This window comes from Citrobacter sp. Cy070 (genome assembly GCF_030332245.1).
Classification (GTDB): domain Bacteria; phylum Pseudomonadota; class Gammaproteobacteria; order Enterobacterales; family Enterobacteriaceae; genus Citrobacter; species Citrobacter youngae.
Map to the genome: position 1 here is coordinate 21,638 of NZ_JAOWIG010000023.1, position 21,615 is coordinate 43,252.

Annotated in this window: 24 protein-coding genes and 1 riboswitch; of the genes, 12 read left to right on the forward strand and 12 right to left on the reverse strand. The window is 51.5% G+C overall.

The window, feature by feature from the left end; translation table 11 throughout:
- Positions 1-4: 4 nt before the first annotated feature.
- Positions 5-211 (forward strand): hypothetical protein, encoded by a 207-nt coding sequence (locus OGY19_RS01925; protein ID WP_115601884.1) that lies wholly within the window; start codon positions 5-7, stop codon positions 209-211.
- A 65-nt stretch (positions 212-276) separates the two neighbouring features.
- Here OGY19_RS01925 and OGY19_RS01930 read toward each other — a convergent pair whose 3' ends face one another.
- The gene (locus OGY19_RS01930) at positions 277-1,644 is read right to left on the reverse strand and encodes an MFS transporter (protein ID WP_115601885.1); all 1,368 of its coding nucleotides are present in this window, start codon (positions 1,642-1,644) and stop codon (positions 277-279) included.
- A 175-nt stretch (positions 1,645-1,819) separates the two neighbouring features.
- Between OGY19_RS01930 and kdgR the strand changes: the two genes are divergently transcribed.
- On the forward strand, positions 1,820-2,611 hold the full coding sequence (gene kdgR / locus OGY19_RS01935) for a DNA-binding transcriptional regulator KdgR (protein ID WP_005120190.1): 792 nt from the start codon (positions 1,820-1,822) through the stop codon (positions 2,609-2,611).
- Positions 2,612-2,716: 105 nt separating this feature from the next.
- Here kdgR and OGY19_RS01940 read toward each other — a convergent pair whose 3' ends face one another.
- Complete coding sequence (locus tag OGY19_RS01940) at positions 2,717-2,956, reverse strand: YobH family protein (RefSeq protein WP_061068061.1); 240 nt, start codon at positions 2,954-2,956, stop codon at positions 2,717-2,719.
- A 164-nt stretch (positions 2,957-3,120) separates the two neighbouring features.
- Here OGY19_RS01940 and mgrB point away from each other — a divergent pair, with 164 nt between their 5' ends.
- The 6 genes from mgrB (at position 3,121) to rlmA (ending at position 7,465) form a co-directional block, all read left to right on the forward strand.
- Positions 3,121-3,264, forward strand: a complete 144-nt coding sequence (gene mgrB / locus OGY19_RS01945; protein ID WP_003034977.1) for a PhoP/PhoQ regulatory lipoprotein MgrB — start codon at positions 3,121-3,123, stop codon at positions 3,262-3,264.
- 74 nt (positions 3,265-3,338) lie between these two features.
- Complete coding sequence (locus OGY19_RS01950; protein WP_101742621.1) at positions 3,339-3,623, forward strand: YebO family protein; 285 nt, start codon at positions 3,339-3,341, stop codon at positions 3,621-3,623.
- Positions 3,624-4,261: 638 nt separating this feature from the next.
- The gene (locus tag OGY19_RS01955; RefSeq protein ID WP_003034983.1) at positions 4,262-4,405 is read left to right on the forward strand and encodes a DUF2627 domain-containing protein; all 144 of its coding nucleotides are present in this window, start codon (positions 4,262-4,264) and stop codon (positions 4,403-4,405) included.
- A gap of 12 nt (positions 4,406-4,417) precedes the next feature.
- Complete coding sequence (gene cspE, locus OGY19_RS01960) at positions 4,418-4,627, forward strand: transcription antiterminator/RNA stability regulator CspE (protein ID WP_001062678.1); 210 nt, start codon at positions 4,418-4,420, stop codon at positions 4,625-4,627.
- Between the two features lie 219 nt (positions 4,628-4,846).
- Positions 4,847-6,592, forward strand: coding sequence for a peptidoglycan DD-transpeptidase FtsI2/PBP3(PARA) (gene ftsI2 / locus OGY19_RS01965; RefSeq protein WP_048211403.1), 1,746 nt, complete (start codon positions 4,847-4,849; stop codon positions 6,590-6,592).
- A 63-nt stretch (positions 6,593-6,655) separates the two neighbouring features.
- On the forward strand, positions 6,656-7,465 hold the full coding sequence (rlmA, locus tag OGY19_RS01970; RefSeq protein ID WP_115601886.1) for a 23S rRNA (guanine(745)-N(1))-methyltransferase: 810 nt from the start codon (positions 6,656-6,658) through the stop codon (positions 7,463-7,465).
- On the opposite strand, the gene mntP is transcribed toward rlmA, so the two are convergent.
- The 5 genes from mntP to manX form a co-directional block, all read right to left on the reverse strand.
- Positions 7,462-8,028, reverse strand: coding sequence for a manganese efflux pump MntP (mntP, locus tag OGY19_RS01975; RefSeq protein WP_115602405.1), 567 nt, complete (start codon positions 8,026-8,028; stop codon positions 7,462-7,464). The genes rlmA and mntP overlap by 4 nt on opposite strands.
- Positions 8,029-8,159: 131 nt before the next feature.
- Positions 8,160-8,263: riboswitch (yybP-ykoY riboswitch) on the reverse strand.
- A 196-nt stretch (positions 8,264-8,459) separates the two neighbouring features.
- Positions 8,460-8,918, reverse strand: coding sequence for a DUF986 family protein (locus OGY19_RS01980; RefSeq protein WP_115601887.1), 459 nt, complete (start codon positions 8,916-8,918; stop codon positions 8,460-8,462).
- 60 nt (positions 8,919-8,978) lie between these two features.
- Positions 8,979-9,830 carry a PTS mannose transporter subunit IID gene (locus OGY19_RS01985; protein WP_003833769.1) on the reverse strand — a complete coding sequence of 284 codons (852 nt, stop codon included), beginning with the start codon at positions 9,828-9,830 and terminating at the stop codon, positions 8,979-8,981.
- A gap of 12 nt (positions 9,831-9,842) precedes the next feature.
- Positions 9,843-10,643 carry a PTS mannose/fructose/sorbose transporter subunit IIC gene (locus OGY19_RS01990; RefSeq protein WP_003021004.1) on the reverse strand — a complete coding sequence of 267 codons (801 nt, stop codon included), beginning with the start codon at positions 10,641-10,643 and terminating at the stop codon, positions 9,843-9,845.
- A 58-nt stretch (positions 10,644-10,701) separates the two neighbouring features.
- Complete coding sequence (manX, locus tag OGY19_RS01995) at positions 10,702-11,664, reverse strand: PTS mannose transporter subunit IIAB (RefSeq protein ID WP_005122176.1); 963 nt, start codon at positions 11,662-11,664, stop codon at positions 10,702-10,704.
- A gap of 315 nt (positions 11,665-11,979) precedes the next feature.
- On the opposite strand from manX, the gene OGY19_RS24540 reads away from it, so the two are divergent.
- On the forward strand, positions 11,980-12,138 hold the full coding sequence (locus tag OGY19_RS24540; protein WP_371747004.1) for a protein YoaL: 159 nt from the start codon (positions 11,980-11,982) through the stop codon (positions 12,136-12,138).
- The gene (gene yoaE, locus OGY19_RS02000) at positions 12,126-13,685 is read left to right on the forward strand and encodes a CNNM family cation transport protein YoaE (protein WP_048211405.1); all 1,560 of its coding nucleotides are present in this window, start codon (positions 12,126-12,128) and stop codon (positions 13,683-13,685) included. The genes OGY19_RS24540 and yoaE overlap by 13 nt, the downstream gene beginning before the upstream one ends.
- A gap of 6 nt (positions 13,686-13,691) precedes the next feature.
- Here the strand turns inward: yoaE and pdeD are convergent, their stop codons facing one another.
- From pdeD to pabB, 4 genes are all read right to left on the reverse strand, one after another.
- The gene (pdeD, locus tag OGY19_RS02005) at positions 13,692-15,293 is read right to left on the reverse strand and encodes a cyclic di-3',5'-guanosine monophosphate phosphodiesterase PdeD (protein ID WP_048211406.1); all 1,602 of its coding nucleotides are present in this window, start codon (positions 15,291-15,293) and stop codon (positions 13,692-13,694) included.
- 130 nt (positions 15,294-15,423) lie between these two features.
- Positions 15,424-16,788 (reverse strand): L-serine ammonia-lyase, encoded by a 1,365-nt coding sequence (gene sdaA / locus OGY19_RS02010; RefSeq protein ID WP_048211407.1) that lies wholly within the window; start codon positions 16,786-16,788, stop codon positions 15,424-15,426.
- Positions 16,789-16,971: 183 nt separating this feature from the next.
- Positions 16,972-17,550: a CoA pyrophosphatase gene (locus OGY19_RS02015; RefSeq protein ID WP_048211408.1), complete on the reverse strand. Its 579-nt coding sequence runs from the start codon at positions 17,548-17,550 to the stop codon at positions 16,972-16,974.
- 3 nt (positions 17,551-17,553) lie between these two features.
- Positions 17,554-18,915: an aminodeoxychorismate synthase component 1 gene (gene pabB, locus OGY19_RS02020; RefSeq protein WP_186336738.1), complete on the reverse strand. Its 1,362-nt coding sequence runs from the start codon at positions 18,913-18,915 to the stop codon at positions 17,554-17,556.
- 83 nt (positions 18,916-18,998) lie between these two features.
- Here pabB and OGY19_RS02025 point away from each other — a divergent pair, with 83 nt between their 5' ends.
- Entirely contained in the window at positions 18,999-19,178 is a 180-nt protein-coding gene (locus OGY19_RS02025; RefSeq protein WP_003020986.1) for a YoaH family protein, read from the forward strand.
- A 6-nt stretch (positions 19,179-19,184) separates the two neighbouring features.
- Here OGY19_RS02025 and OGY19_RS02030 read toward each other — a convergent pair whose 3' ends face one another.
- Positions 19,185-19,529, reverse strand: a complete 345-nt coding sequence (locus OGY19_RS02030; protein ID WP_115601889.1) for a RidA family protein — start codon at positions 19,527-19,529, stop codon at positions 19,185-19,187.
- A gap of 141 nt (positions 19,530-19,670) precedes the next feature.
- On the opposite strand from OGY19_RS02030, the gene yoaA reads away from it, so the two are divergent.
- On the forward strand, positions 19,671-21,581 hold the full coding sequence (yoaA, locus tag OGY19_RS02035; RefSeq protein WP_115601890.1) for a DNA repair helicase YoaA: 1,911 nt from the start codon (positions 19,671-19,673) through the stop codon (positions 21,579-21,581).
- The last annotated feature ends 34 nt before the right edge of the window (positions 21,582-21,615 follow it).

The window sequence follows — 21,615 nt, forward strand, 5'->3', positions numbered from 1 at the left end:
TATCATGAGCGACATGACCATCAGCTCAACGCCAGTTTCTGCAGATGATGCTGTTTCAGCAGAAGAACTTGACCCAACAGCGAATTTAACGGATGAGCAGCGTAAATTGATGCAGTTAGCCACTTCAGGATTTAGTCTGGAGTTTTTTTCAGATTGTATAATGGGAGATACCGACGATCCGTCCAATCCTATGTACCAGCCGGAGTGGTGACATCGGAATCGTTACGCGAATAATAAATGACGCCAGGCCCGGCGAAGTGTTGCCGGGCCTGGCGTTTATGCACGCGGCTGCGTGATACGCAGGCCGCTCACTATGGCAGCAACCGTTGCCAGTACACCCGCAGTTATCAGAGATATATGTGTTCCGTTATCGCCAAACTGATTGAGCATCAATGCCACCAGCGCTGCGCCGGTACTTTGCCCTAACAGGCGCGCCGTTCCCAGCATACCGCTCGCCCCGCCGCTGCGCTCACGCGGCGCAGAGGTGATAATGGTGTGGTTATTCGGTGACTGGAATAGACCAAAGCCTGCGCCGCACAATATCATCGGCCAGATGATATTATAATCGGAGGGCGAAGCGGGCAGCAGCACCAGCGAAAACAACCCGCTTGCCATCACGACCATACCCAGCGCACCCAATAACCCCGCGTGGACGCGTTCGATAAGATACCCGGCCAGTGGCGCCATCACCATGGTTGCCAGCGGCCATGGGGTCAATAGCAGGCCCGTTTCTACTTCGTTACGACCGAGCACAGTTTGTAGAAAGAAGGGCAGGGAAACCATCGCCAGCATTTGTGCGCTAAATGAACAGATTGACGTGCAAATCGAGAGTGAAAACAGCGGAATGCGCAGCAGGTCAACCGGTAATAATGGTACCGGTAGCGCGAGCTGACGGCGGATAAAGAAGAAACCGACCACGATGAGCCCTACGAGCTCAGCACCAATTAACTTAAGCGATTGCCCTTGTGCAAAACCGCTAAGTGCGGTGATTAGCAAGCCAAACGTTAGCGCATTCATCACCGCGCTGGGCAGATCAAAACGTGGCTTATTGCTACGCGGTGTATTAGGTGGCAGGAAGCGCATGGCCAGCAGTAACGCGATAATACCCAGTGGCACGTTAATCAGAAACAACCATTTCCACGAGGCAATTGAGAGGATCGCTGCCGCAATAGTCGGGCCTGCTGCTGAGGAAACCGCCACGATAAAGGAGTTGATTCCCATGCCTCGTCCAAGCTGACGCTGCGGATAAATCAGGCGAATGAGTGCTGTATTCACGCTCATCAATGCCGCTCCGCCGAAACCCTGAGCCACACGCGCCAGTGTTAGCATGTGCAGCGAATCGGAGAGGGCACAGAAAAGTGATGCGAGCAGAAATACCACCAGTCCACACTTGTATATGCGTCGGTAGCCAAACATATCACCCAGAAATGAGAGTGACAGGAGTGATACGACAATCGCAATTTGGTAGGCGTTAACGACCCAGATTGAACTGGCCGCGGAGGCCTGAAGATCGGTGGCAATCGTCGGCAGGGCAACGTTAGCAATTGCGCCGTCCAGTACTGCCATAGAGATGCCAATAACAATGGTTAAAATTGCACCGTATCGCTGGGGCAATGGCAGGCCATCGGCCTGAATTTTTTCCATAGGAAGTCAATTTTGTCGGAAATTATGATGAGAATAATAATTTTAGCATTGATATTCAGGCGTTAGGTCGCAGATTTGTAACTAAGTGAGCAAAGACAGATTGCGACGGCAGGTACGTGAAATTATAATAAAAACCGGTTCTGATTTTTATAAAACACTCGCAATGAGGTGGTAAATGGCTATCGCAGATCTGGATAAACAACCCGATTCTGTATCTTCCGTGCTGAAGGTTTTTGGCATCCTGCAGGCGCTGGGTGAAGAGCGCGAAATTGGTATTACCGAATTGTCACAACGCGTCATGATGTCAAAAAGCACCGTTTATCGCTTTTTGCAGACCATGAAAACGCTGGGTTATGTGGCACAAGAAGGCGAGTCTGAGAAGTATTCCCTAACCCTGAAATTATTTGAACTGGGTGCGCGTGCATTACAGAACGTTGATCTGATCCGTAGCGCTGACATCCAGATGCGCGAACTTTCACGTCTGACCAAGGAAACAGTACACCTCGGTGCGCTGGATGAAGACAGCATTGTCTACATCCATAAAATCGACTCGATGTACAATTTGCGCATGTATTCCCGCGTGGGTCGTCGTAATCCGCTGTACAGCACCGCCATTGGTAAAGTGCTGCTGGCATGGCGCGACCGCGATGAAGTGAAGCAAATTCTGGATGGTATTGAGTACAAACGCAGTACAGATCGGACAATCACTAACACTGATGAATTGCTGGTATTACTCGATAAAGTCCGTGAGCAGGGCTATGGCGAAGACAACGAAGAGCAGGAAGAAGGACTGCGCTGTATCGGGGTACCGGTGTTTGATCGTTTCGGCGTGGTCATTGCGGGTCTGAGCATCTCATTCCCGACGCTGCGTTTTTCTGAAGAACGTTTGCACGAATATGTCGAAATGCTGCACACCGCAGCGCGTAAGATTTCAGAGCAAATGGGTTATAACGATTACCCGTTCTAATTTTGACGTGTTGCGATACACAGAAAACCCGATACGGCGTATCGGGTTTTTTACGATCTGCCGTCGTCGCCGGAGCGAATAACGTACTGATTTTTTGCTGCTATATTAACCATTATCGATAACGACGGTGCTTTTCCTCAACAGGGGGCAATCTGACAGGCCAATGATGCCGCTGTTGGTATGGACGTATTGCGCGGTGCTGGTCCCGCGGGCGGTCAGATATTGACATTGCAGGCCCAGACCTGCCGCAGTCTCCTTACTTCCTATCAAAACGCCGTAGCCACTCAGTAATAAACCGATCCAAACCAGAGCGAGCAACACAATAGCGCGGATAATCAAACGCATTACAACCTCTTATCTTTTCTCGTTATTATTAGATTAGCCTGTACATGGGATGAAACAAGTGAATCATTCCTAAAAACATTTAATGCCGTTACAGTTAACTTAGGGTTTAGGTAACTCATGATAATTTATCAACATAGGCTGTAGATTCGGAGAGTGGAGTTGGAGTGAAAAAAATTCGATGGGTGGTCCTGATAGTTGTCGTGCTGGTATGCATACTGATGTGGGCGCAGGTGTTCAACATCATGTGCGATCAGGACGTACAATTTTTCAGCGGAATTTGCGCCATCAATAAATTTATTCCCTGGTAAGCGCATTTCAGTAACAGTTGATTACCTTCTTGTGCGGCAATGGTAAACTACGCTGTCTACATTGAGGTGGTGAAATGAACGAAGTTTTGAATTCTGGCGCGTTGAGTTTTGCGTCTTTAGTGGTATCGGTGGTGGTTCTGGTAATCGGGCTTGTATTGTGGTTTTTCATCAATCGGGCAAGTTCGCGTACTAACGAGCAGATTGAACTGCTTGAGGCGTTGTTGGATCAGCAAAAACGACAGAACGCATTGCTCCGTCGTCTTTGTGAAGCTAACGAACCGGAAAAAGCAGAAGAGCCTACCGCGGTGCAAACTCAGGATGAAGATGATGACATCATTCGTCTGGTAGCCGAACGGTAGTAAACAGAAAGACAGGGTGAGAGTCTGTAGATGCTATTCTCAGATGCTTCATCCTGTCGTCAACGATATCAGATTATTTTCTTCTGCAACAATCCGGCAATTACTGCGCCGACACACGTGGAACCTGCGTTTTTCCAGATGCTCAGACCAATTAATATCTTATCTCTGGTTTGACATAAATATAATTATCCATAGATTAATAATATGATTGTGTCATTTTTGTGATACCGATCGTTTTATTATCAGCGAAACGTTTCTCTTACTTTTTTTGTGCATTGTCATCATTCTTTCATTATTTTGGTGCAAAACCAGAATGCCGATCTCATTTTTACGCTTGTGATATTTTATGCATTACTAAGCATAAAAAATGATATCTGGCAGAGGCTGTGACAGATAATCTGGAACAGTTGAACCTGATGAGCTATGGTAGAAAAGTCCCTGCTACGGCGCAGGCCAGCCGGGGCAAGGGGAGAGAGGCGAGGATATATCTCTACTCGGCCTGGCGCATAACTGTGCAGTTGTTGTTTGATGAACTGCGTGATTTGTGCGACCGATCGAGACACGTTTAAAAATGGCTTGCCATTATTAACGTTGTATGTGATAACACGGTTTGGGTTAAACGAGGTACAGTTCTGTTTATGTGTGGCATTTTCAGTAAAGAAGTCCTGAGTAAACACGTTGACGTTGAATACCGCTTCTCTGCCGAACCTTATATTAGTGCCTCAAGCAGTAATGTCTCAGTTTTATCTATGTTATGCCTGCGGGCGAAGAAAATACTCTAAGGAATTTTGCAAATGGCAAAGATTAAAGGTCAAGTTAAGTGGTTCAACGAGTCTAAAGGTTTTGGTTTCATTACCCCGGCTGATGGCAGCAAAGATGTGTTCGTACACTTCTCCGCTATCCAGGGTAACGGCTTCAAAACTCTGGCTGAAGGCCAGAACGTTGAGTTCGAAATTCAGGACGGCCAGAAAGGTCCGGCTGCTGTTAACGTAACAGCTATCTGATCGATACCACTGATTTGAAGCGCTCAGGCGCAACCAATTCAGATATAAAGCCTCGCTTATGCGGGGCTTTTTAATTCAAATTACGTCAAAATATTTCTGAATGCCTCTCCATTAGCGCTTTGTTGCAAAGGCGCGATGTTCGTAGCATTGTTTTTCCCGCTTTCTCCCGGCAATTCCCGTTAAATCAGTCACCTGAAAAACTATCTTGCTGGAGCCCCGGTGAAAAAGAAAAACGACGGCGATGCGCGCAATTTTACTCCCGTACGTTTTGCCCTGCTTTGTGTGGCAATACTGTTGAGTCTGGGATTGTTGCTTGGTCGGGTTGCGTGGTTACAAATTGTCACCCCAACGAGCCTGGTCAAGCAGGAGGATATGCGTTCGTTACGTGAAGTCACAATCGCCTCACCGCGTGGGATGATTACCGACAGAGAAGGACGTCCTCTCGCAGTAAGCGTGCCGGTGAATGCAGTTTGGGCCGATCCGAAGACGATTGTCAGCAAAGGTGGCGTTGGCTATAACGAACGCTGGCAGGCATTGGCGAAGACCCTGCATATTTCACTCAGCACGCTGGCTGAACGTGTTAACAGCAATCCATCTGGCCGCTTTATTTATCTGGCGCGCCAGATCTCTCCTCAGCAGGCGCAGTGGGTCGATGATCTTAATCTCCCGGGGATTAATCTGCGCGAAGAATCCCGCCGTTTCTATCCCGCAGGCCATGTGGCGGCAAATCTTATCGGCTTTACGAACATTGATGGACAAGGTATTGAAGGCCTGGAGAAAAGTTTCAACAGCCAGTTGATGGGTAAACCCGGCTCTCGCCTTGTGCGCAAAGACAAGTTCGGGCATGTGATTGAAAATATCACGGAAGTGATGCCGGTCCCCGCGCACGAATTGCAGCTCAGTATTGATGAGCGCTTGCAGACGGTGACTGAAGATGCGCTGGACAATGCCGTAACATGGAATAAAGCGGAATCTGGAGCCGCGGTGCTGGTCAATATTGCCACCGGCGAAATCCTGTCGATGGCAAGCTTTCCCGACTTCAATCCCAATAACCGTGATGGCGCGGTGCTGGATGATTTTCGCAACCGTGCAATTAGCGACACCTTTGAACCCGGTTCAACCGTTAAACCGCTGGTGATCATGACTGCTCTGCAGCAAGGGATTGTGCAGCCTGATAGCGTCATTGATACCCATCCTTTTAATCTCGATGGACATCGCATCCGCGATGTCGGATTTTACCCGGAGCTATCGCTTACCGGTATTTTGCAGAAATCAAGCGATACCGGTGTGTCGCACCTTTCGCTGGCAATGCCGGTACAGAAACTGCTGGATACCTATAAACGCTTTGGTTTTGGCGACCCAACCGGGCTGGGGCTAACCGGAGAAAGTAGCGGTTTAATGCCTCAGCGACGTTACTGGAGCGATCTGGACCGGGCGACCTTTGCATTCGGTTACGGGTTAATGGTGACGCCGCTCCAGTTGGCGCATGTCTATGCCACCATCGGCAGTTTTGGTATTTACCGCCCCCTTTCTATTACGCGTATCGATCCGCCAGTGATAGGTACGCGGGTGATGCCGGAGGCGTTGGTGCATCAGGTTGAACATATGATGGAAAGCGTCGCGCTACCCGGCGGCGGTGGGACCAAGGCTGCGGTGAGGGATTACCGTGTTGCGGTGAAAACCGGGACGGCAAAGAAAATTGGTGATGACGGTAAATATGTCGATAAATACGTGGCTTATACGGCAGGGGTTGCGCCAGCGAGCGATCCAAAATTCGCACTGGTCGTGGTGATTAATAACCCGCAAAACGGTGCTTACTATGGGGGAGCCGTCTCCGCGCCGGTCTTCAGCCAGATTATGGGCGATGTTCTGCGTCTGGAAAACGTCAAACCGGACGGCATGCCTGCTGACTCCGATCATCTGCTGGTGATGCACGGCAGCAGCGTATCCTCGCCGTCGCTGTAAGTTATTTTCCCAGGGCGCAATTCGCGTTACACTTGCGCCCTTAAGCCACCTGCCGGAGTTGTCATGTCGTTTTCCTGTCCTCTTTGCCACCAGCCTCTTACTCAAGCGAATAACAGTTTTGTCTGCCCGGAGCGACACCAGTTTGATGTGGCGAAAGAGGGATATGTTAACCTGATGCCGGTTCAGCATAAGCGGTCTCGCGATCCGGGTGACAGTGCGGAAATGATGCAGGCGCGCCGGGCATTTCTTGATGCTGGTCACTATCAGCCGCTACGCGATGCGATTGTGGATGCGCTCAAGCAGAGGCTGATTTCAGACGATGCGACGATCCTGGATATCGGCTGTGGGGAAGGGTACTACACTCACGCGTTTGCCGATGTGCTGGCGGGCAGTACAACCTTTGGGCTTGATGTTTCTAAAGTGGCGATTAAGGCCGCGGCCCGACGTTATTCGCAGGTGACCTTTTGCGTTGCCTCCAGCCATCGTCTGCCGTTTGCCGATGCGTCAATGGACGCCATTATCAGGATCTACGCACCTTGCAAAGCCGAAGAGTTGGCCCGCGTGGTGAAACTGGGTGGATGGGTAATCACCGCCACGCCGGGTCCGCGTCATTTAATGGAACTTAAAGGGCTGATTTATGATGAGGTGCGTTTACATGCGCCACACACAGAGCAACTGGACGGTTTTGTTCTGCAACAGAGTATTGCGCTGGGGTATCAGATGCAGCTTAAGGGCAGCGAGGCCGTTGCGTTATTGCAAATGACGCCGTTCGCCTGGCGGGCAAAGCCGGAAGTGTGGGAAACGTTAGCGGGGAAAACGAAGTTTGACTGCCAGACTGACTTTAGTATTCATATCTGGCAGCGTCTGAATTAACCGTGGAAGTGTGCCCAGAGGATCTGGGCGCCGATACCAATCAGGACTACCCCACCCAGAATTTCAGCTCGCTTGCCCAACATCGGGCCAATAAAACGACCGATCATCATGCCAAGCGTGGACATAATTAACGTGGCGCAGCCAATGGCCAGCGCAGTGGCAATAATGTTGACCTGCAGGAAGGCCAGACCCACCCCGACGGCCATCGCGTCGAGACTGGTCGCAATGGCAGTGGTGACCAGCAGCCAGAAACCGTGGCGGCGCTGCGGCTCTTCATCTTCATCATCGTTGTCACGAAAGCCTTCGATTATCATTCGGCCGCCTAAAAAGATCAGCAAAATGAAGGCGATCCAGTGGTTCCACTCCAGCACGAATTTGCTGGCAAGCATCCCCATTCCCCAGCCAATCAGTGGCGTAAGGGTCTCGACTGCGCCAAAGATAAGGCCGGTACGCAGAGCTTCAGAGAATTTAGGTTTATGTAAGGTGGCGCCTTTGCCAATTGATGCTGCGAAAGCATCCATCGACATACCGAAAGCGAGAAGAACAGTTGCGGTGATATTCATAACAGCGTCCTGACCGGGGTATTCCATAAAACACATCACTGCCCCCAGTAACCATGCACACTGAGCGGACCCATTGTCTATACAGAGCCATTCAAATATGCATTGCAGTTGATGTGCCTATGGTCTCGCCTGACTAAACGTGATGTTCAGTCCGTACGTGCCACGTTTTTCAACGAGTATGTTGACACGTACATTTCCGGAGTCTGGAAATCGGCTACTCCCCAACGACGGGCGCAACCTTAACATATTTTTGGAATATAAAACAAGAAACGCAGAAATATTATTTGACTTCTAAATGAAAATAATTTTCATTTAGATTTATTTATAGGCAAAACGTTAAATTAAATAACATATGGGCGGAGAAATATAGCCTTAGCTATGTTTGTTTTTCACTGAGATATAAAAAACATAGTTCAGGCTATATTTGTAACTTATTGGTTTGAAATTAGAAGTTTATATATCTTCTCCAGGTCGTCTATATTTCGTACGCGAATAAGCAATCGTCTTTGCTCTAATTGCATCACCAGCACACCGTCTTCTGATAAATTCATCTCTTTAATCCGGTCATATTCAATCCAGACATTGGCGAAGAGAAAACCTTTTTGTTTGAAAATAATTTTAGGCGTACGGATCCAGAACAGATACAACCCCATTAACACCAGTGCACATAATAACCATGTGGTAAATTGCGCGCCGTGGCTGGTGATGTTGTTGTAGATCAGAATAACAATCAAACCGATGAAGATAACGCTGTCGACTCGACTGCGTGGAAGCAGGGCAACAGTAAGTAGAGTGGGGCCATTACGGCGGGGCATGATGAACTGATCGTAAATGGCATACGCCAGCAGCGAAAAGATAAATAGAACCAGCACCAGGTCCGTGATAGTCATGAATCCTCAACCCTCTAAATAGAAAAACCGGGGGCAAGCCCCCGGTGATGTACAACAGTCTTACAGGCCGAGCAGGCCGACAGCGTAGCCCGCGATACCGATGACGAAAAAGCCAACGATGATCCACAGTGGGTTCACTTTCTTACGCAGAAGCCACATACAGGCGAAGGTCAGTAGCAGAGGAACCAGGCCCGGCATCAGCTGATCAAGGATTGTCTGCACAGTGGTCACGCGCGTTTGGCCATCCTGACCGGTGATGGTGGAGACCACCAGTGGGATATTCACGTGCGTCCACTTGTTAACCAAGGCCCCCATGACAAACAGGCCGAGGATTGACGCTCCCTCAGTCAGTTTCTGCAGGAAGCCGCCGCCCATATCTTTAACGATATCTACGCCTTTACGGTAGCCGTATGCCACGCCGTAGTAACGGGTTGCCAGACGTACCAGGTTGAACAGGATAAAGAACAGCAGTGGCCCAAGCAGGCTACCGCTCATCGCGATACCTGCACCCAGCGCGGCGAATACCGGGCGTACGGTACCCCAGAAAATCGGGTCGCCCACGCCTGCCAGCGGTCCCATCAGACCAACTTTGATACCGTTGATAGCACCATCGTCAATCTCTGCGCCATTCGCACGCTGTTCTTCCATTGCCAGTGTAACGCCCAGAACCGGTGCCGCTACATAGGGATGGGTGTTAAAGAATTCCAGGTGACGTTTGATAGCTTGCTTACGGGCGTCGTTGTTTTCCGGATACAAGCGGCGAATAGCCGGTACCATGGAGAAACAGAAGCCCAGCGCCTGCATACGTTCGAAGTTCCATGAACCCTGAAACAGGTTAGAACGAATGAACACGCCACGAATGTCACTCGGAGTGAGTTTTTTCTCGGTGGTAGTTTTAGTCATATCAACCATTTCGCTCACCTGCTAGTCCAGTTCGTTATCGAGATCGTTATTGCCAGCCGCCGCAGCAGGCGCACCGGCTACGCGGTTATATTTCGGGCTCAGCTGAATGTAGAGGATCGCCATTACTGCGCCAATCACACCCAGAGCAACCAGGTTGAAGTTAGTAAATGCCGCGGTGACGAAGCCGAGGTAGAAGAATGGCATCAGGTAGCCTGCGCGCATCATGTTGATGACCATCGCATAACCAACCACCACGATCATACCGCCTGCGATGTTCAGGCCGCCGGTCACGACTTCCGGAATGGCATTAAGCATGCTCTGAACTTCACTGGTACCGACAGAAATCGCTACGATTACCGCCGGGATAGCGATACGCATAGCCTGCAGGAACAGGGAGGAAACGTGCAGCCAGGAGAGCGCCGTCAGGTTGCCGTTTTCGGCCGCCTTATCCGCCGCGTGCTGGAATGCTACGGTGATGGTACGAACGATAATGGTCAGAACCTGGCCTGCTGCTGCCAGTGGTATCGCCAGCGCGATACCTGCACCGATACTTTGGTGACCCGCAATAACCAGAACGGTAGAGATAATGGAAGCCAGTGCAGCATCAGGCGCAACCGCAGCACCGATGTTCATCCAGCCCAGAGCGATCATTTCCAGGGTACCACCGATGATAATACCGGTTTTCATATCCCCGAGAACGGCACCAATCAGCGTACAGGCCACCAATGGACGGTGGAACTGAAATTCATCGAGTACCGACTCCATACCCGCGATACATGCGACGATGAACACCAGCACAATCTGAAGAGTGGTAATCTCCATTGTACTTCTCCTATTGCTATACAGACTTAAGTGTGAAAACTAAGTAAATGCCAGGTGGTTATTTCGCCTTGGCAATCAAATCCATCATTTTCAGTTTCTGATCGGTAGAAACCTTACGGGCTTCGAGCTCAATACCGCGTTCGTTGAGTTTCTTGAAGGCTTCGATGTCTTTTTCATCCACCGAAATCGCGTTGTTTACCTGCGTTTTCCCCTGGCGGAATGCCATGCCGCCAATGTTAACAGAGGTAATTTTTACGCCACCTTCAACGATGCGTTCTACATCGGTCGGGTTGGTGAACAGCAGCATTACACGCTCACCGGCGTATTTCGGGTTGTTATAGACGCGGATCATTTTCGCGACATCAACCACATGTGCGGTAACGCCTGGCGGTGCGACCTGAGTCAGCAACGTCTTACGCACGGTATCAGCAGCAACTTCATCACTGACGACGATAATGCGCGTTACGTTGGTTTCTTTGGTCCAGCGAGTTGCCACCTGACCATGGATTAAACGGTCATCGATACGTGCGAGGCCGATCTGCATATAGTCGTTCGGGCCCATCGGTTTCGCGGGTGCCGCTGCCTTAGGTGCTGCGACGGGGGCTGGTGCGGCTTTTTCAACAGGTTTAGCTTTCAGCGCTTTCACGCCTTCGCTACCGGTTTCAACGGCCAGTGCCACTAATTCATCGAAGCTGGGGTTGTCGTCACGCGCCATGAAGGTTTCTACCAGCATGGGAATGTTCACGCCTGCGATAACTTCATAATGCTCTTTATCGACAACAATGCGGCTCGCAGCGTTAAACGGGCTGCCTCCCCATGTGTCAACGAGAAACAGCACGCCTTTACTGGTATCCAGTTTTGCCAACTGAGCGTTATACTTTTCAATCAGCGTTTCGGCATTTTCGCCTGGAACGAAATCGATCCAGCCGACGTTTTCCTGCTCGCCTAACAACATCTCTGCTGTTTTAAGTAACTGCTCTGCAGCCCAACCATGTGTGCCTATTACAATAGCAATGGTCACTTGCTACCTCCTTTATTATCGTTAACACATCAACGTGAAGATGCATTTTGAATCGCTCGTCCGCAATCGAATCGATTCAGATAAGGGTTACAAAGAAAAACCTATGATTTTCGTGAATTATTTTAGATATCGAAAAAAATATTTTATGTGATGAAGATCCGTAATTTAACTTCCGATCAGAAGAAATTTCGAAGGGTGAAATATCTCCGAAACAACTTATTGCAAAGGAAGGTAAATCTTTGCTAAAAACCGGTTGTCTCTGTTATGTTTAGCATCTGTTTAATTACTCAGGAGTATAGGGCAGTAGCCCACCATATGGATCGTCACCGACGTCATTTCACCTTTAGGCCGTATCAAGCCTGTCAGTTTGGCACTTTTTGCCACAAACTTTATCTGCATATTGCTTTAACGCCTGAGATGTTCAGGGCGCAGTTTGATCATTCCTTAAGCAGGAGCTTGTCATGGAACTCTTAATGGACCCGCAGATTTGGGTGGGTTTGCTCACGCTTGTTGTTCTCGAAATTGTTCTGGGTATCGATAACCTGGTCTTCATTGCAATTCTTGCCGATAAGCTGCCACCGAAACAGCGAGATAAAGCGCGCCTCATTGGTTTGTCACTGGCGCTGATTATGCGTCTGGGCTTGTTGTCCGTGATTTCGTGGATGGTGACGCTGACAAAACCGCTGTTTACGGTCATGGACTACGCGTTTTCCGGGCGAGATCTGATTATGCTGCTGGGGGGTATCTTCCTCTTGTTCAAGGCTACGACAGAGCTGCATGAGCGGCTGGAAAACCGTGAACATGATACCGGGCAGTCAAAAGGCTATGCGAGCTTCTGGGTCGTGGTGACGCAAATTGTTATCCTCGATGCGGTGTTCTCGCTGGATGCGGTCATTACTGCCGTCGGTATGGTCAACCATCTGCCGGTGATGATGGCGGCGGTGGTTATTGCGATGGCGGTGATGCTGCTGGCATCGAAGCCGCTGACGCGATTTGTGAACCAACATCCGACGGTGGTGGTGCTGTGTCTGAGCTTCCTGCTGATGATCGGTTTGAGCCTGGTTGCCGAAGGGTTTGGCTTCCACATTCCGAAAGGTTATCTGTATGCGGCGATTGGCTTCTCAATTATCATCGAACTGTTTAACCAGATTGCCCGTCGTAACTTTATTCGCCACCAGTCGACTCTGCCGCTGCGTGCGCGGACTGCGGATGCAATCTTGCGTCTGATGGGGGGTAAACGTCAGGCCAGCGTGCAGATGGAATCCGACAATCCGGTTCCTGTTCCGGTCCCGGAAGGCGCGTTTGTGGAAGAAGAACGCTATATGATCAACGGTGTTCTCTCACTGGCATCCCGTTCATTACGCGGCATCATGACACCTCGTGGTGAAATTAGTTGGGTCGACGCCGATCTGAGCGTAGCGGAAATTCGCGAACAGTTGCTTTCTTCTCCACACAGCCTGTTCCCGGTGTGTCGCGGTGAACTTGATGAAATTATCGGTATCGTGCGTGCTAAAGAGCTGCTGGTGGCGCTGGAAGACGGTGTGGATGTTGCAGCGATTGCGTCTGCCTCGCCGGCAATTGTCGTCCCGGAAACGCTCGACCCGATTAATCTGCTAGGCGTGCTGCGTCGTGCCCGCGGTAGCTTTGTCATCGTCACTAACGAATTTGGCGTGGTGCAAGGGCTGGTAACACCGCTGGACGTATTAGAAGCGATCGCAGGTGAATTCCCGGATGCCGACGAAACCCCTGAAATCATTGCTGACGCCGGTGGCTGGTTGGTGAAAGGGGGAACCGATCTGCACGCGCTGCAACAGGCGCTGGACGTGGATACGCTGGTGGATGAGGACGAAGACATCGCCACCGTAGCAGGGCTGGTGATTGCGGCTAACGGTCACATCCCGCGTGTAGGTGATGTTATTGAGGTTGCACCGCTGAGCATTACGATTGTCGAAGCTAATGACTATCGTGTGGATTTAGTTCGCATTGTTAAAGAACAACCCGCTCACGACGAAGACGAGTAAACGGGGTTAGCGAAATGGCATAATGGGCATGATATGGTGCCCGTTATGCCTGGCGGGCGGCGGCGTGCTGCCCGCCAGCCATTTGGGAAAATCACGAAGCGGCATCGGCTTGGCATACAAAAAACCCTGCAAGATATGTACGCCATGACGGCGTAAATGCTGCGCCTGTGCCTGCGTTTCTACGCCTTCAGCCACCAGTTCGATATTCAGCCTTTTTCCCAGCGCGATAATGATGTCTGTGACGGTTGAATTCACGGCGTCGGTTCCGATCGCCGAAGTAAATGATTTATCAATTTTCAGCACATCCGGGCGCAATTTTTCCAGCCAGGAGAGCGAGCTGTTTCCGGTACCAAAATCGTCAATCGCCAGCTTAACGCCGAGGCGATTCAACTCGCGCACGATCCGATAATCCACATCCAGTAAGGCATCGCGTTCGGTCAGTTCTATAACCAGTTGCTGGATGGGATGCTGGCTGAACCAGTACTGATTAAGGTCTTTTAACAGCGTACCGTGGCGGAAATGGCTGGCGGCAACATTGATACCGATATGAAACTGGCTACTCATCGGAAAAACGTGTCGTTGCTGAATGGTTTCTGCGATGACATGACGGGTAAGAGGGACAATCAGGTTGTGCTCTTCGGCGATAGGAATAAACACTTCCGGCGAAATCCAGCCCTGACGTGGGTTGTTCCAGCGCAACAGAATTTCTACACCCATACATTGCTGGGTCTGCGCGTTCAGCAGTGGCTGACAAAACAACTCGAACTCGTGTGCCGCGAGAGCCAGATTAATCTCCCAGGAAAAACTCATTCTGCTGGCGGTTGCCAGCCAGGCAAGGTATCCCACCAACAGGCTCAGGATCACTGCCAGCGGCAGTTGTGTCGGCAGATGTTTTATCGCCAATTCACTGGCGCCAGGGCCGGTGACGCTGATCGTGAAGGGAAAATGTTGCGATGAAAGCTGATAACGTTTTTCATCGTTCAGTGCAGGCAAGGTCTCGACAACACCTTGTCCGTAGAGCAGGTGGCGGTTGCCGACGGTTAAACTGGCGTTGGTGATTTGCGGTGGCTGGGGTTCCAGCAGCATGGTCGATAATAAATCAATATTGACGATTTCCAGCACCCCATTTTCGCCATCCGCGGAGGCCGGATACCACTGCGTCAGAATGGGACTACCTTTAATCAGCGAATGGTCGGTGGACAACAGCAGTTGCGCCTCCCGGCTCGGTAATTCAGGTTGAATTTGGCGGATAGGCACATTGCGATAGCCAAAGATACTGGAGCAATAAAGAATCCCCCCCTGAATCAGACTGATAGAGCGCACTGTTTGTAGCCTGGCAGCATGCTTGCTCAAAGGTAAACGCGCCACAGAGCAGGGAAGACCAATCAACGGGAGCAGTATATCGCGCCCGGCCTGCAGTGGGAGCAGCACATCATCCAGTGCCTCTACGGCATGATTAGCAAAGGTGACGGTGTAACGGTGATTTATATTACGCTCCGAAATAAATCGGACCGTTAATGTGAGGATGAGCGTCAGTAGTGCACATATTGTGCAGACGATTAAGCGATTACGGCGATAGTTTTGAATGATCCGTTGTGCTGTTTGCATGCGGGCCGCCCGATAAGCCGTTGGTCACAGAAGCCAACAGCAACAGAGCAAGTGTAGTGGGGAAAATTACAGTAGACGAGCGAGAAGGGGCAAATTCGCCCATCCGTCGCAGATGGGCGAAAATTAAGTATTAGTCACATTGAACTTTGATTGCCAAACCACCGCGTGACGTTTCGCGGTATTTGGCGTTCATGTCTTTACCTGTTTCGTACATGGTCTCAATGACTTTATCCAGCGAGACGCGTGGCGCGCTGGTGCGGCGCATCGCCATACGTGCGGCGTTAATCGCCTTCACGGACGCAATAGCGTTACGTTCGATGCACGGAACCTGCACCTGTCCGGCAACCGGATCGCAGGTTAAGCCCAGGTTGTGCTCCATACCGATCTCGGCAGCAACACACACTTGCTCAGGGCTCGCGCCCAGTAGCTCAGCCAGACCTGCAGCAGCCATGGAACATGCCACACCGACTTCACCCTGACAGCCTACTTCGGCGCCAGAGATAGAGGCGTTCATCTTGTACAACGCACCAATTGCCCCCGCCGCCAGGAAATAACGGGTGTAGATATCCGGGCTGACGGACTCGATGAAATGATCGTAATAGGCCAGTACTGCAGGCACGATCCCGCAGGCACCGTTGGTTGGCGCGGTTACAACGCGACCACCCGCGGCGTTTTCTTCGTTAACCGCCAGCGCAAACATGTTCACCCAGTCGATCACGTTCATCGGATCGTTGGAGAGCTTGTCGCTGGAAACCAGCATACGACGCAGGGCGGAGGCACGGCGAGGAACGCGCAGCGGACCCGGCAGCACGCCTTCGGTGTTCATCCCACGATCGATACAAGCCTGCATGGTCTGCCAGACGTTGCCAAAGTACTCTTCAATCTCTTTCTTGCTGTGCAGCGCAAGTTCGTTCTGCATCACCATGCCTGAGAGAGACAAACCGGTGCTGTTGCAGTATTCCAGCATTTCAGTGGCGGATTTGAACGGATAAGGTACGCTGACCTCATTCGTTGCATCCTGACCAAAATGTTCTTCATCAACGATGAACCCACCGCCAATGGAATAGTACGTTTTGCTGTAAATGACGGTTTCGCCATTGTACGCATGGATCTGCATCCCGTTTTCATGCAGCGGCAGGTTGCCGTTGTGAAAACGCATGCCGTCATTCTGCGGGAAATCCACTTCGTGCTGCCCCTGCGCAAGCAGCAGGCGGCCACGCGTTTCTACGTCGCGGATAAATCCGGGGATGCTGTCAATATCCACGGTAGCAGGCTCATTGCCCGCCAGACCCATAATAATGGCGATATCGGTGTGGTGACCTTTACCCGTGAGCGACAGTGAACCATACACGTCGACGGCGACACGAGTAACGCTGTCCAGTAATCCTTTTTCGACCAGGTCATCGACGAACTGTTTACCCGCCTTCATAGGCCCTACGGTATGGGAAGATGAGGGACCAATCCCCACCTTAAACATGTCGAATAGACTAATCACGATAATACTCCTACAGGGCGACTGGGCTTTCCAGTAACGATGTTATAACTGCGCATAGTGTAAGAGGGAACGCGGCGATCGGCTTAACTATTCACATGAATTAAACTAATAGATAACCGCGGTTTTACTAATGTTGTGACCTGAGTTTCAAGTTGTCTATGGCGTGCGTAAAGATAAGTATAGTCAGGGCTTGACGCCAATTTGCAGCGCCAGCTCACGAATTATTCCGGCGGTCATTCCCCAGACGAAATAGTGCTCATACCAGGAAAGCCATACACGATGTGAATCACCGCGACGGTAGATATCCAAAGGATGATAGCGACCTAAATGCAGGGCCTGCGCCAGCGGCATTTCGAACACTGCAGACACTTCATCCTCACTGGCGCGATACGGTAAATTTGGCGGGATAATACCTACCACTGGCGTGACCTGAAATCCGGTAACGCTGTCGACCGGTGGCAGCACGCCAATCACCTCAACGCAAGAAGGTGGGATCGCCACTTCTTCCTGCGCTTCGCGAAGGGCGGCGGCAATCAATGAAGCATCGCTGCTGTCCACCGCACCGCCGGGAAAGGCGACCTGTCCGGCGTGCTTGCGCAGATGAACGGATCGCTGGGTTAACAGCAATCCCGGCTGCGCACGGCGTACGACAGGGATCAGTACGGCGGCCTGGCGCTGGTTTAACGCGGCATGATTGACCTGCGGGCGCAGGAGTTGGAAGCGCGATAAAAAATCATCAAGCGTCAGGCTGCTGTATTCCACGTGTCAGTTCTCCAGTTGGTGCAAAATACGATTCACTTTATCAAACGTTTCCTGATACTCCGCGTCTTCCTGACTGTCTGCAACAATGCCACCGCCAGCGGAGCAATAAATTTGTCCGTTTGTGGCTGTCAGTGTGCGAATGGTGATGCTGGTATCCATATTGCCGCAAAAGCTCAGATAACCAATGCTGCCGCACCAGGCGTTGCGTCTTTGCGGCTCCAGTTCGTCGATAATTTCCATCGCCCGCACTTTTGGCGCGCCGGTGATGGAGCCACCAGGGAAGGCGGCATGCAGCAGATCGGCGGCGTGTAATGACTCTGGCAGACGTGCGGTAATGGTGCTGACCAAATGATGAACGGCAGGGAACGGTTCAACCACAAACAGCTCCGGAACCTTTACCGAACCCGGTACAGCAACGCGGCCAATATCGTTACGCATCAAATCGACGATCATCAGGTTTTCCGCCCGATCCTTTGGCGAATTTGCCAGCTTGTCGGCTTGCTGGCGATCGGCATCAGGATCGTCCAGTCTGGGTAGCGTACCTTTGATGGGGCGTGTCTGGATATGCTGATCTTCCAGTTGAATAAAGCGTTCCGGTGACAGACTGAGGATTGCGCCGTCTTCCAGGCGTATAAACGCACTGAATGGCGCGCGGTTAGCGCGATTGAGCTGCACAAACGCTTGCCATTCATCTCCCTGATATTGCGCCTGAAAACGTTGGGCCAGGTTGACCTGATAGCAGTCGCCGCTGTGCAAATAGTGCTGCACCTGACGAAATTTTTCGCCGTATTGCTCACGGCTCATATTCGAGTGCCATGCCGACGTTAATGTAAATGGCTCGCGTACCGGCGGCAGTTGATTTTCGAGCCACGCCAGACGGGCATGCACATCGCTATGGCTAAGCAGTGATACAGTCTGTAGCTGGTGATCGACAATCAACGCCCAGTCATAGATACCGACGCCCATATCCGGCAAGGCGATATCGCGTTCGGCAATATTTGGCAGCGATTCAAAGCGGCGGCCCAGATCGTAGCCAAACAAACCCAGTGCGCCGCCCTGGAACGGGAGGTCGGGATGATAATCAGGCTGAATAGCCTGAGCGGTTAGCGTTGAATATAATACTGCCATCGGGTCATCAAGCGTGCGCAAAATGCCTTGCCTGTCCTTGACCATAGTCTCCTGTGCACGCGTAACCAGGGTCGCTACAGGGTCGGCGACCAGAATATCAAAACGGTTATGCGGATGATCGGCATGACCTGAATGCAACAGCATCGCCCAGGGCAGATGGCTTAAGGTCGAAAAATAGCGTTCAGCGGCGTCCTGACACCAGGGTAATGTGATTACTGTGGGAGATAACGTCTTCATCAGTCCTGACTCGTTGCTACTCTACTGGCTAACTGCCCGGTAGCATGAAATAATTAGCGCAGACAATTTAGCAGGAGTTAACAATGTTTGCAGGTTTACCTTCACTCAGTCATGAGCAGCAGCAAAAAGCAGTAGAGCGGATTCAGGAACTGATGTCGCAGGGGATGAGCAGCGGACAGGCGATTGCTCTGGTTGCTGAAGAGCTACGCGCCAGCCATACCGGTGAACGGATCGTGGCGCGTTTTGAAGATGAAGACGAGTAGCGCCGCTTAAACCGCAGCGATAATCTTGATCTCGACTTTGTATTTCGGGTTCATCAATTCGGCCTGAACGGTACAACGTACTGGCGCGTGACCGGCAACGACCCACGCATCCCAGGCTTTGTTCATGGCGGCAAAATCACTTTTGTCCGCCAGAAAAAGGGTGGCATCAAGGATTCGTGACTTGTCGCTACCCTGTTTTTCCAGCACCGCATCAATTTGCGCCAGCGTATTTGCCGTTTGCTCAAAAGCGTCTGCATCCAGATTCTCCGGCACGCCGGTGTAGTACAACGTGTTGTTATGGATAACCACGTCAGACCAACGAGCTTCAGCATCAATGCGCACAATCGTCATAAATCATTCCTTATTTGCATTTTTCTTCATGGGCTTCAGATTGCGCCAAGACTGCCATAATGTTGCGCCCGCGTCACCTCTTCAACTGGCGAAAGACCCGCTGGCCTGACATAATCCCTGTTCAAATGAACAGGGGGCAGTGTGACGGACGATTTTGCAGCAGACGGTCAATTGGCTAAAGCGATACCGGGTTTTAAACCGCGTGAACCACAGCGACAGATGGCGATTGCTGTCAGTCATGCCATTGAAAAATCACAACCGCTTGTTGTAGAAGCCGGCACTGGCACAGGTAAAACATACGCTTACCTCGCCCCGGCGCTTCGCGCTGGAAAGAAAGTGATTGTGTCGACGGGATCGAAAGCGTTGCAGGATCAGCTCTACAGTCGCGATCTTCCCACCGTTGCCAAAGCACTGAAATTCACCGGTAAGCTGGCGTTGCTAAAAGGGCGCTCCAACTACCTGTGTCTGGAACGCCTCGAACAGCAGGCGCTGGCGGGTGGTGATCTACCGGTACAAACGTTAAGCGATGTCATACTGCTGCGCTCATGGTCAAATCAAACGCTTGATGGCGACATCAGCACCTGCGTCAGCGTGGCGGAAGACTCTCAGGCCTGGCCGCTGGTAACCAGCACAAACGATAATTGCCTTGGCAGCGACTGCCCGCTGTATAAAGAGTGCTTTGTCGTTAAAGCGCGCAAGAAGGCGATGGAAGCGGATGTCGTCGTGGTGAACCATCATCTGTTTCTCGCTGATATGGTGGTGAAAGAGAGTGGATTTGGTGAATTAATCCCCGAGGCAGACGTGATGATCTTCGATGAAGCCCATCAGCTACCGGATATCGCCAGCCAGTACTTTGGTCAATCGCTTTCCAGTCGCCAACTGCTGGATCTGGCAAAAGACATCACCATTGCCTATCGCACCGAGCTGAAAGACACCCAGCAGTTGCAAAAATGCGCGGACCGGCTGGCGCAAAGCGCGCAGGACTTTCGCCTACAGCTCGGCGAGCCCGGCTATCGTGGAAACCTACGAGAGCTGTTGGCTGACCAACGTGTGCAGCGCGCGTTTTTGCTGCTCGATGACACACTTGAGCTCTGTTATGACGTGGCGAAGCTGTCTCTCGGCCGTTCTGCCTTGCTGGATGCTGCGTTTGAACGTGCCACGCTTTACCGTGCGCGCCTGAAGCGTCTGAAAGAGATCAACCAGCCAGGCTTCAGCTACTGGTATGAATGCACCTCCCGCCATTTTACGCTCGCGCTGACGCCGCTCACTGTGGCGGATAAATTCAAAGAAGTGATGGAACAAAAGCCGGGCTGCTGGATTTTTACCTCCGCGACGCTGTCGGTAAACGATGACCTCCATCATTTCACCGCGCGGCTGGGTATTGACGATGCCGAGTCGATGCTACTGCCGAGTCCATTTGATTACACCCGTCAGGCGCTGCTGTGCGTGCCGCGTAATCTCCCGCAAACCAACCAGCCGGGGGCTGCGCGGCAGTTGGCTTCCATGCTGCGTCCCATTATCGAAGCGAACAACGGTCGCTGCTTTATGCTGTGCACTTCGCACGCGATGATGCGCGATCTGGCGGAACAATTCCGCGCCACCATGACGCTTCCCGTTCTGTTGCAGGGCGAAACCAGTAAAGGGCAACTGTTACAGCAGTTTGTCAGCGCAGGTAATGCGCTACTGGTTGCCACCAGCAGCTTCTGGGAAGGCGTGGACGTGCGCGGTGATACGCTGTCGCTGGTGATAATCGACAAACTGCCGTTTACCTCGCCGGATGACCCGCTGTTAAAAGCGCGAATGGAGGACTGCCGCCTGCGCGGCGGCGATCCGTTTGAAGACGTGCAGTTGCCGGATGCGGTTATCACGCTGAAACAGGGGGTAGGGCGACTGATCCGTGATGCTGACGACCGCGGTGTGCTGGTGATTTGTGATAACCGTCTGGTGATGCGGCCTTATGGCGCGACCTTCCTGGCAAGCCTTCCGCCTGCGCCACGCACGCGTGATATTGCGCGTGCTGTTCGCTTTCTTGCTATACCATCGGCTGAGTAATTTGTTACGGAGTGTGGTAAGATGCGCGCCAAAT

Bases quoted from the DNA above. Each gene is read 5' to 3' on its own strand.
- OGY19_RS01925 (WP_115601884.1), top strand. From the start codon at position 5: ATGAGCGACATGACCATCAGCTCAACGCCAGTTTCTGCAGATGATGCT.
- OGY19_RS01930 (WP_115601885.1), bottom strand. From the start codon at position 1,644: ATGGAAAAAATTCAGGCCGATGGCCTGCCATTGCCCCAGCGATACGGT.
- kdgR (WP_005120190.1), top strand. From the start codon at position 1,820: ATGGCTATCGCAGATCTGGATAAACAACCCGATTCTGTATCTTCCGTG.
- OGY19_RS01940 (WP_061068061.1), bottom strand. From the start codon at position 2,956: ATGCGTTTGATTATCCGCGCTATTGTGTTGCTCGCTCTGGTTTGGATC.
- OGY19_RS01950 (WP_101742621.1), top strand. From the start codon at position 3,339: ATGAACGAAGTTTTGAATTCTGGCGCGTTGAGTTTTGCGTCTTTAGTG.
- OGY19_RS01955 (WP_003034983.1), top strand. From the start codon at position 4,262: ATGTGTGGCATTTTCAGTAAAGAAGTCCTGAGTAAACACGTTGACGTT.
- cspE (WP_001062678.1), top strand. From the start codon at position 4,418: ATGGCAAAGATTAAAGGTCAAGTTAAGTGGTTCAACGAGTCTAAAGGT.
- rlmA (WP_115601886.1), top strand. From the start codon at position 6,656: ATGTCGTTTTCCTGTCCTCTTTGCCACCAGCCTCTTACTCAAGCGAAT.
- mntP (WP_115602405.1), bottom strand. From the start codon at position 8,028: ATGAATATCACCGCAACTGTTCTTCTCGCTTTCGGTATGTCGATGGAT.
- OGY19_RS01980 (WP_115601887.1), bottom strand. From the start codon at position 8,918: ATGACTATCACGGACCTGGTGCTGGTTCTATTTATCTTTTCGCTGCTG.
- OGY19_RS01985 (WP_003833769.1), bottom strand. From the start codon at position 9,830: ATGGTTGATATGACTAAAACTACCACCGAGAAAAAACTCACTCCGAGT.
- OGY19_RS01990 (WP_003021004.1), bottom strand. From the start codon at position 10,643: ATGGAGATTACCACTCTTCAGATTGTGCTGGTGTTCATCGTCGCATGT.
- OGY19_RS24540 (WP_371747004.1), top strand. From the start codon at position 11,980: ATGGATCGTCACCGACGTCATTTCACCTTTAGGCCGTATCAAGCCTGT.
- yoaE (WP_048211405.1), top strand. From the start codon at position 12,126: ATGGAACTCTTAATGGACCCGCAGATTTGGGTGGGTTTGCTCACGCTT.
- pdeD (WP_048211406.1), bottom strand. From the start codon at position 15,293: ATGCAAACAGCACAACGGATCATTCAAAACTATCGCCGTAATCGCTTA.
- pabB (WP_186336738.1), bottom strand. From the start codon at position 18,915: ATGAAGACGTTATCTCCCACAGTAATCACATTACCCTGGTGTCAGGAC.
- OGY19_RS02025 (WP_003020986.1), top strand. From the start codon at position 18,999: ATGTTTGCAGGTTTACCTTCACTCAGTCATGAGCAGCAGCAAAAAGCA.
- OGY19_RS02030 (WP_115601889.1), bottom strand. From the start codon at position 19,529: ATGACGATTGTGCGCATTGATGCTGAAGCTCGTTGGTCTGACGTGGTT.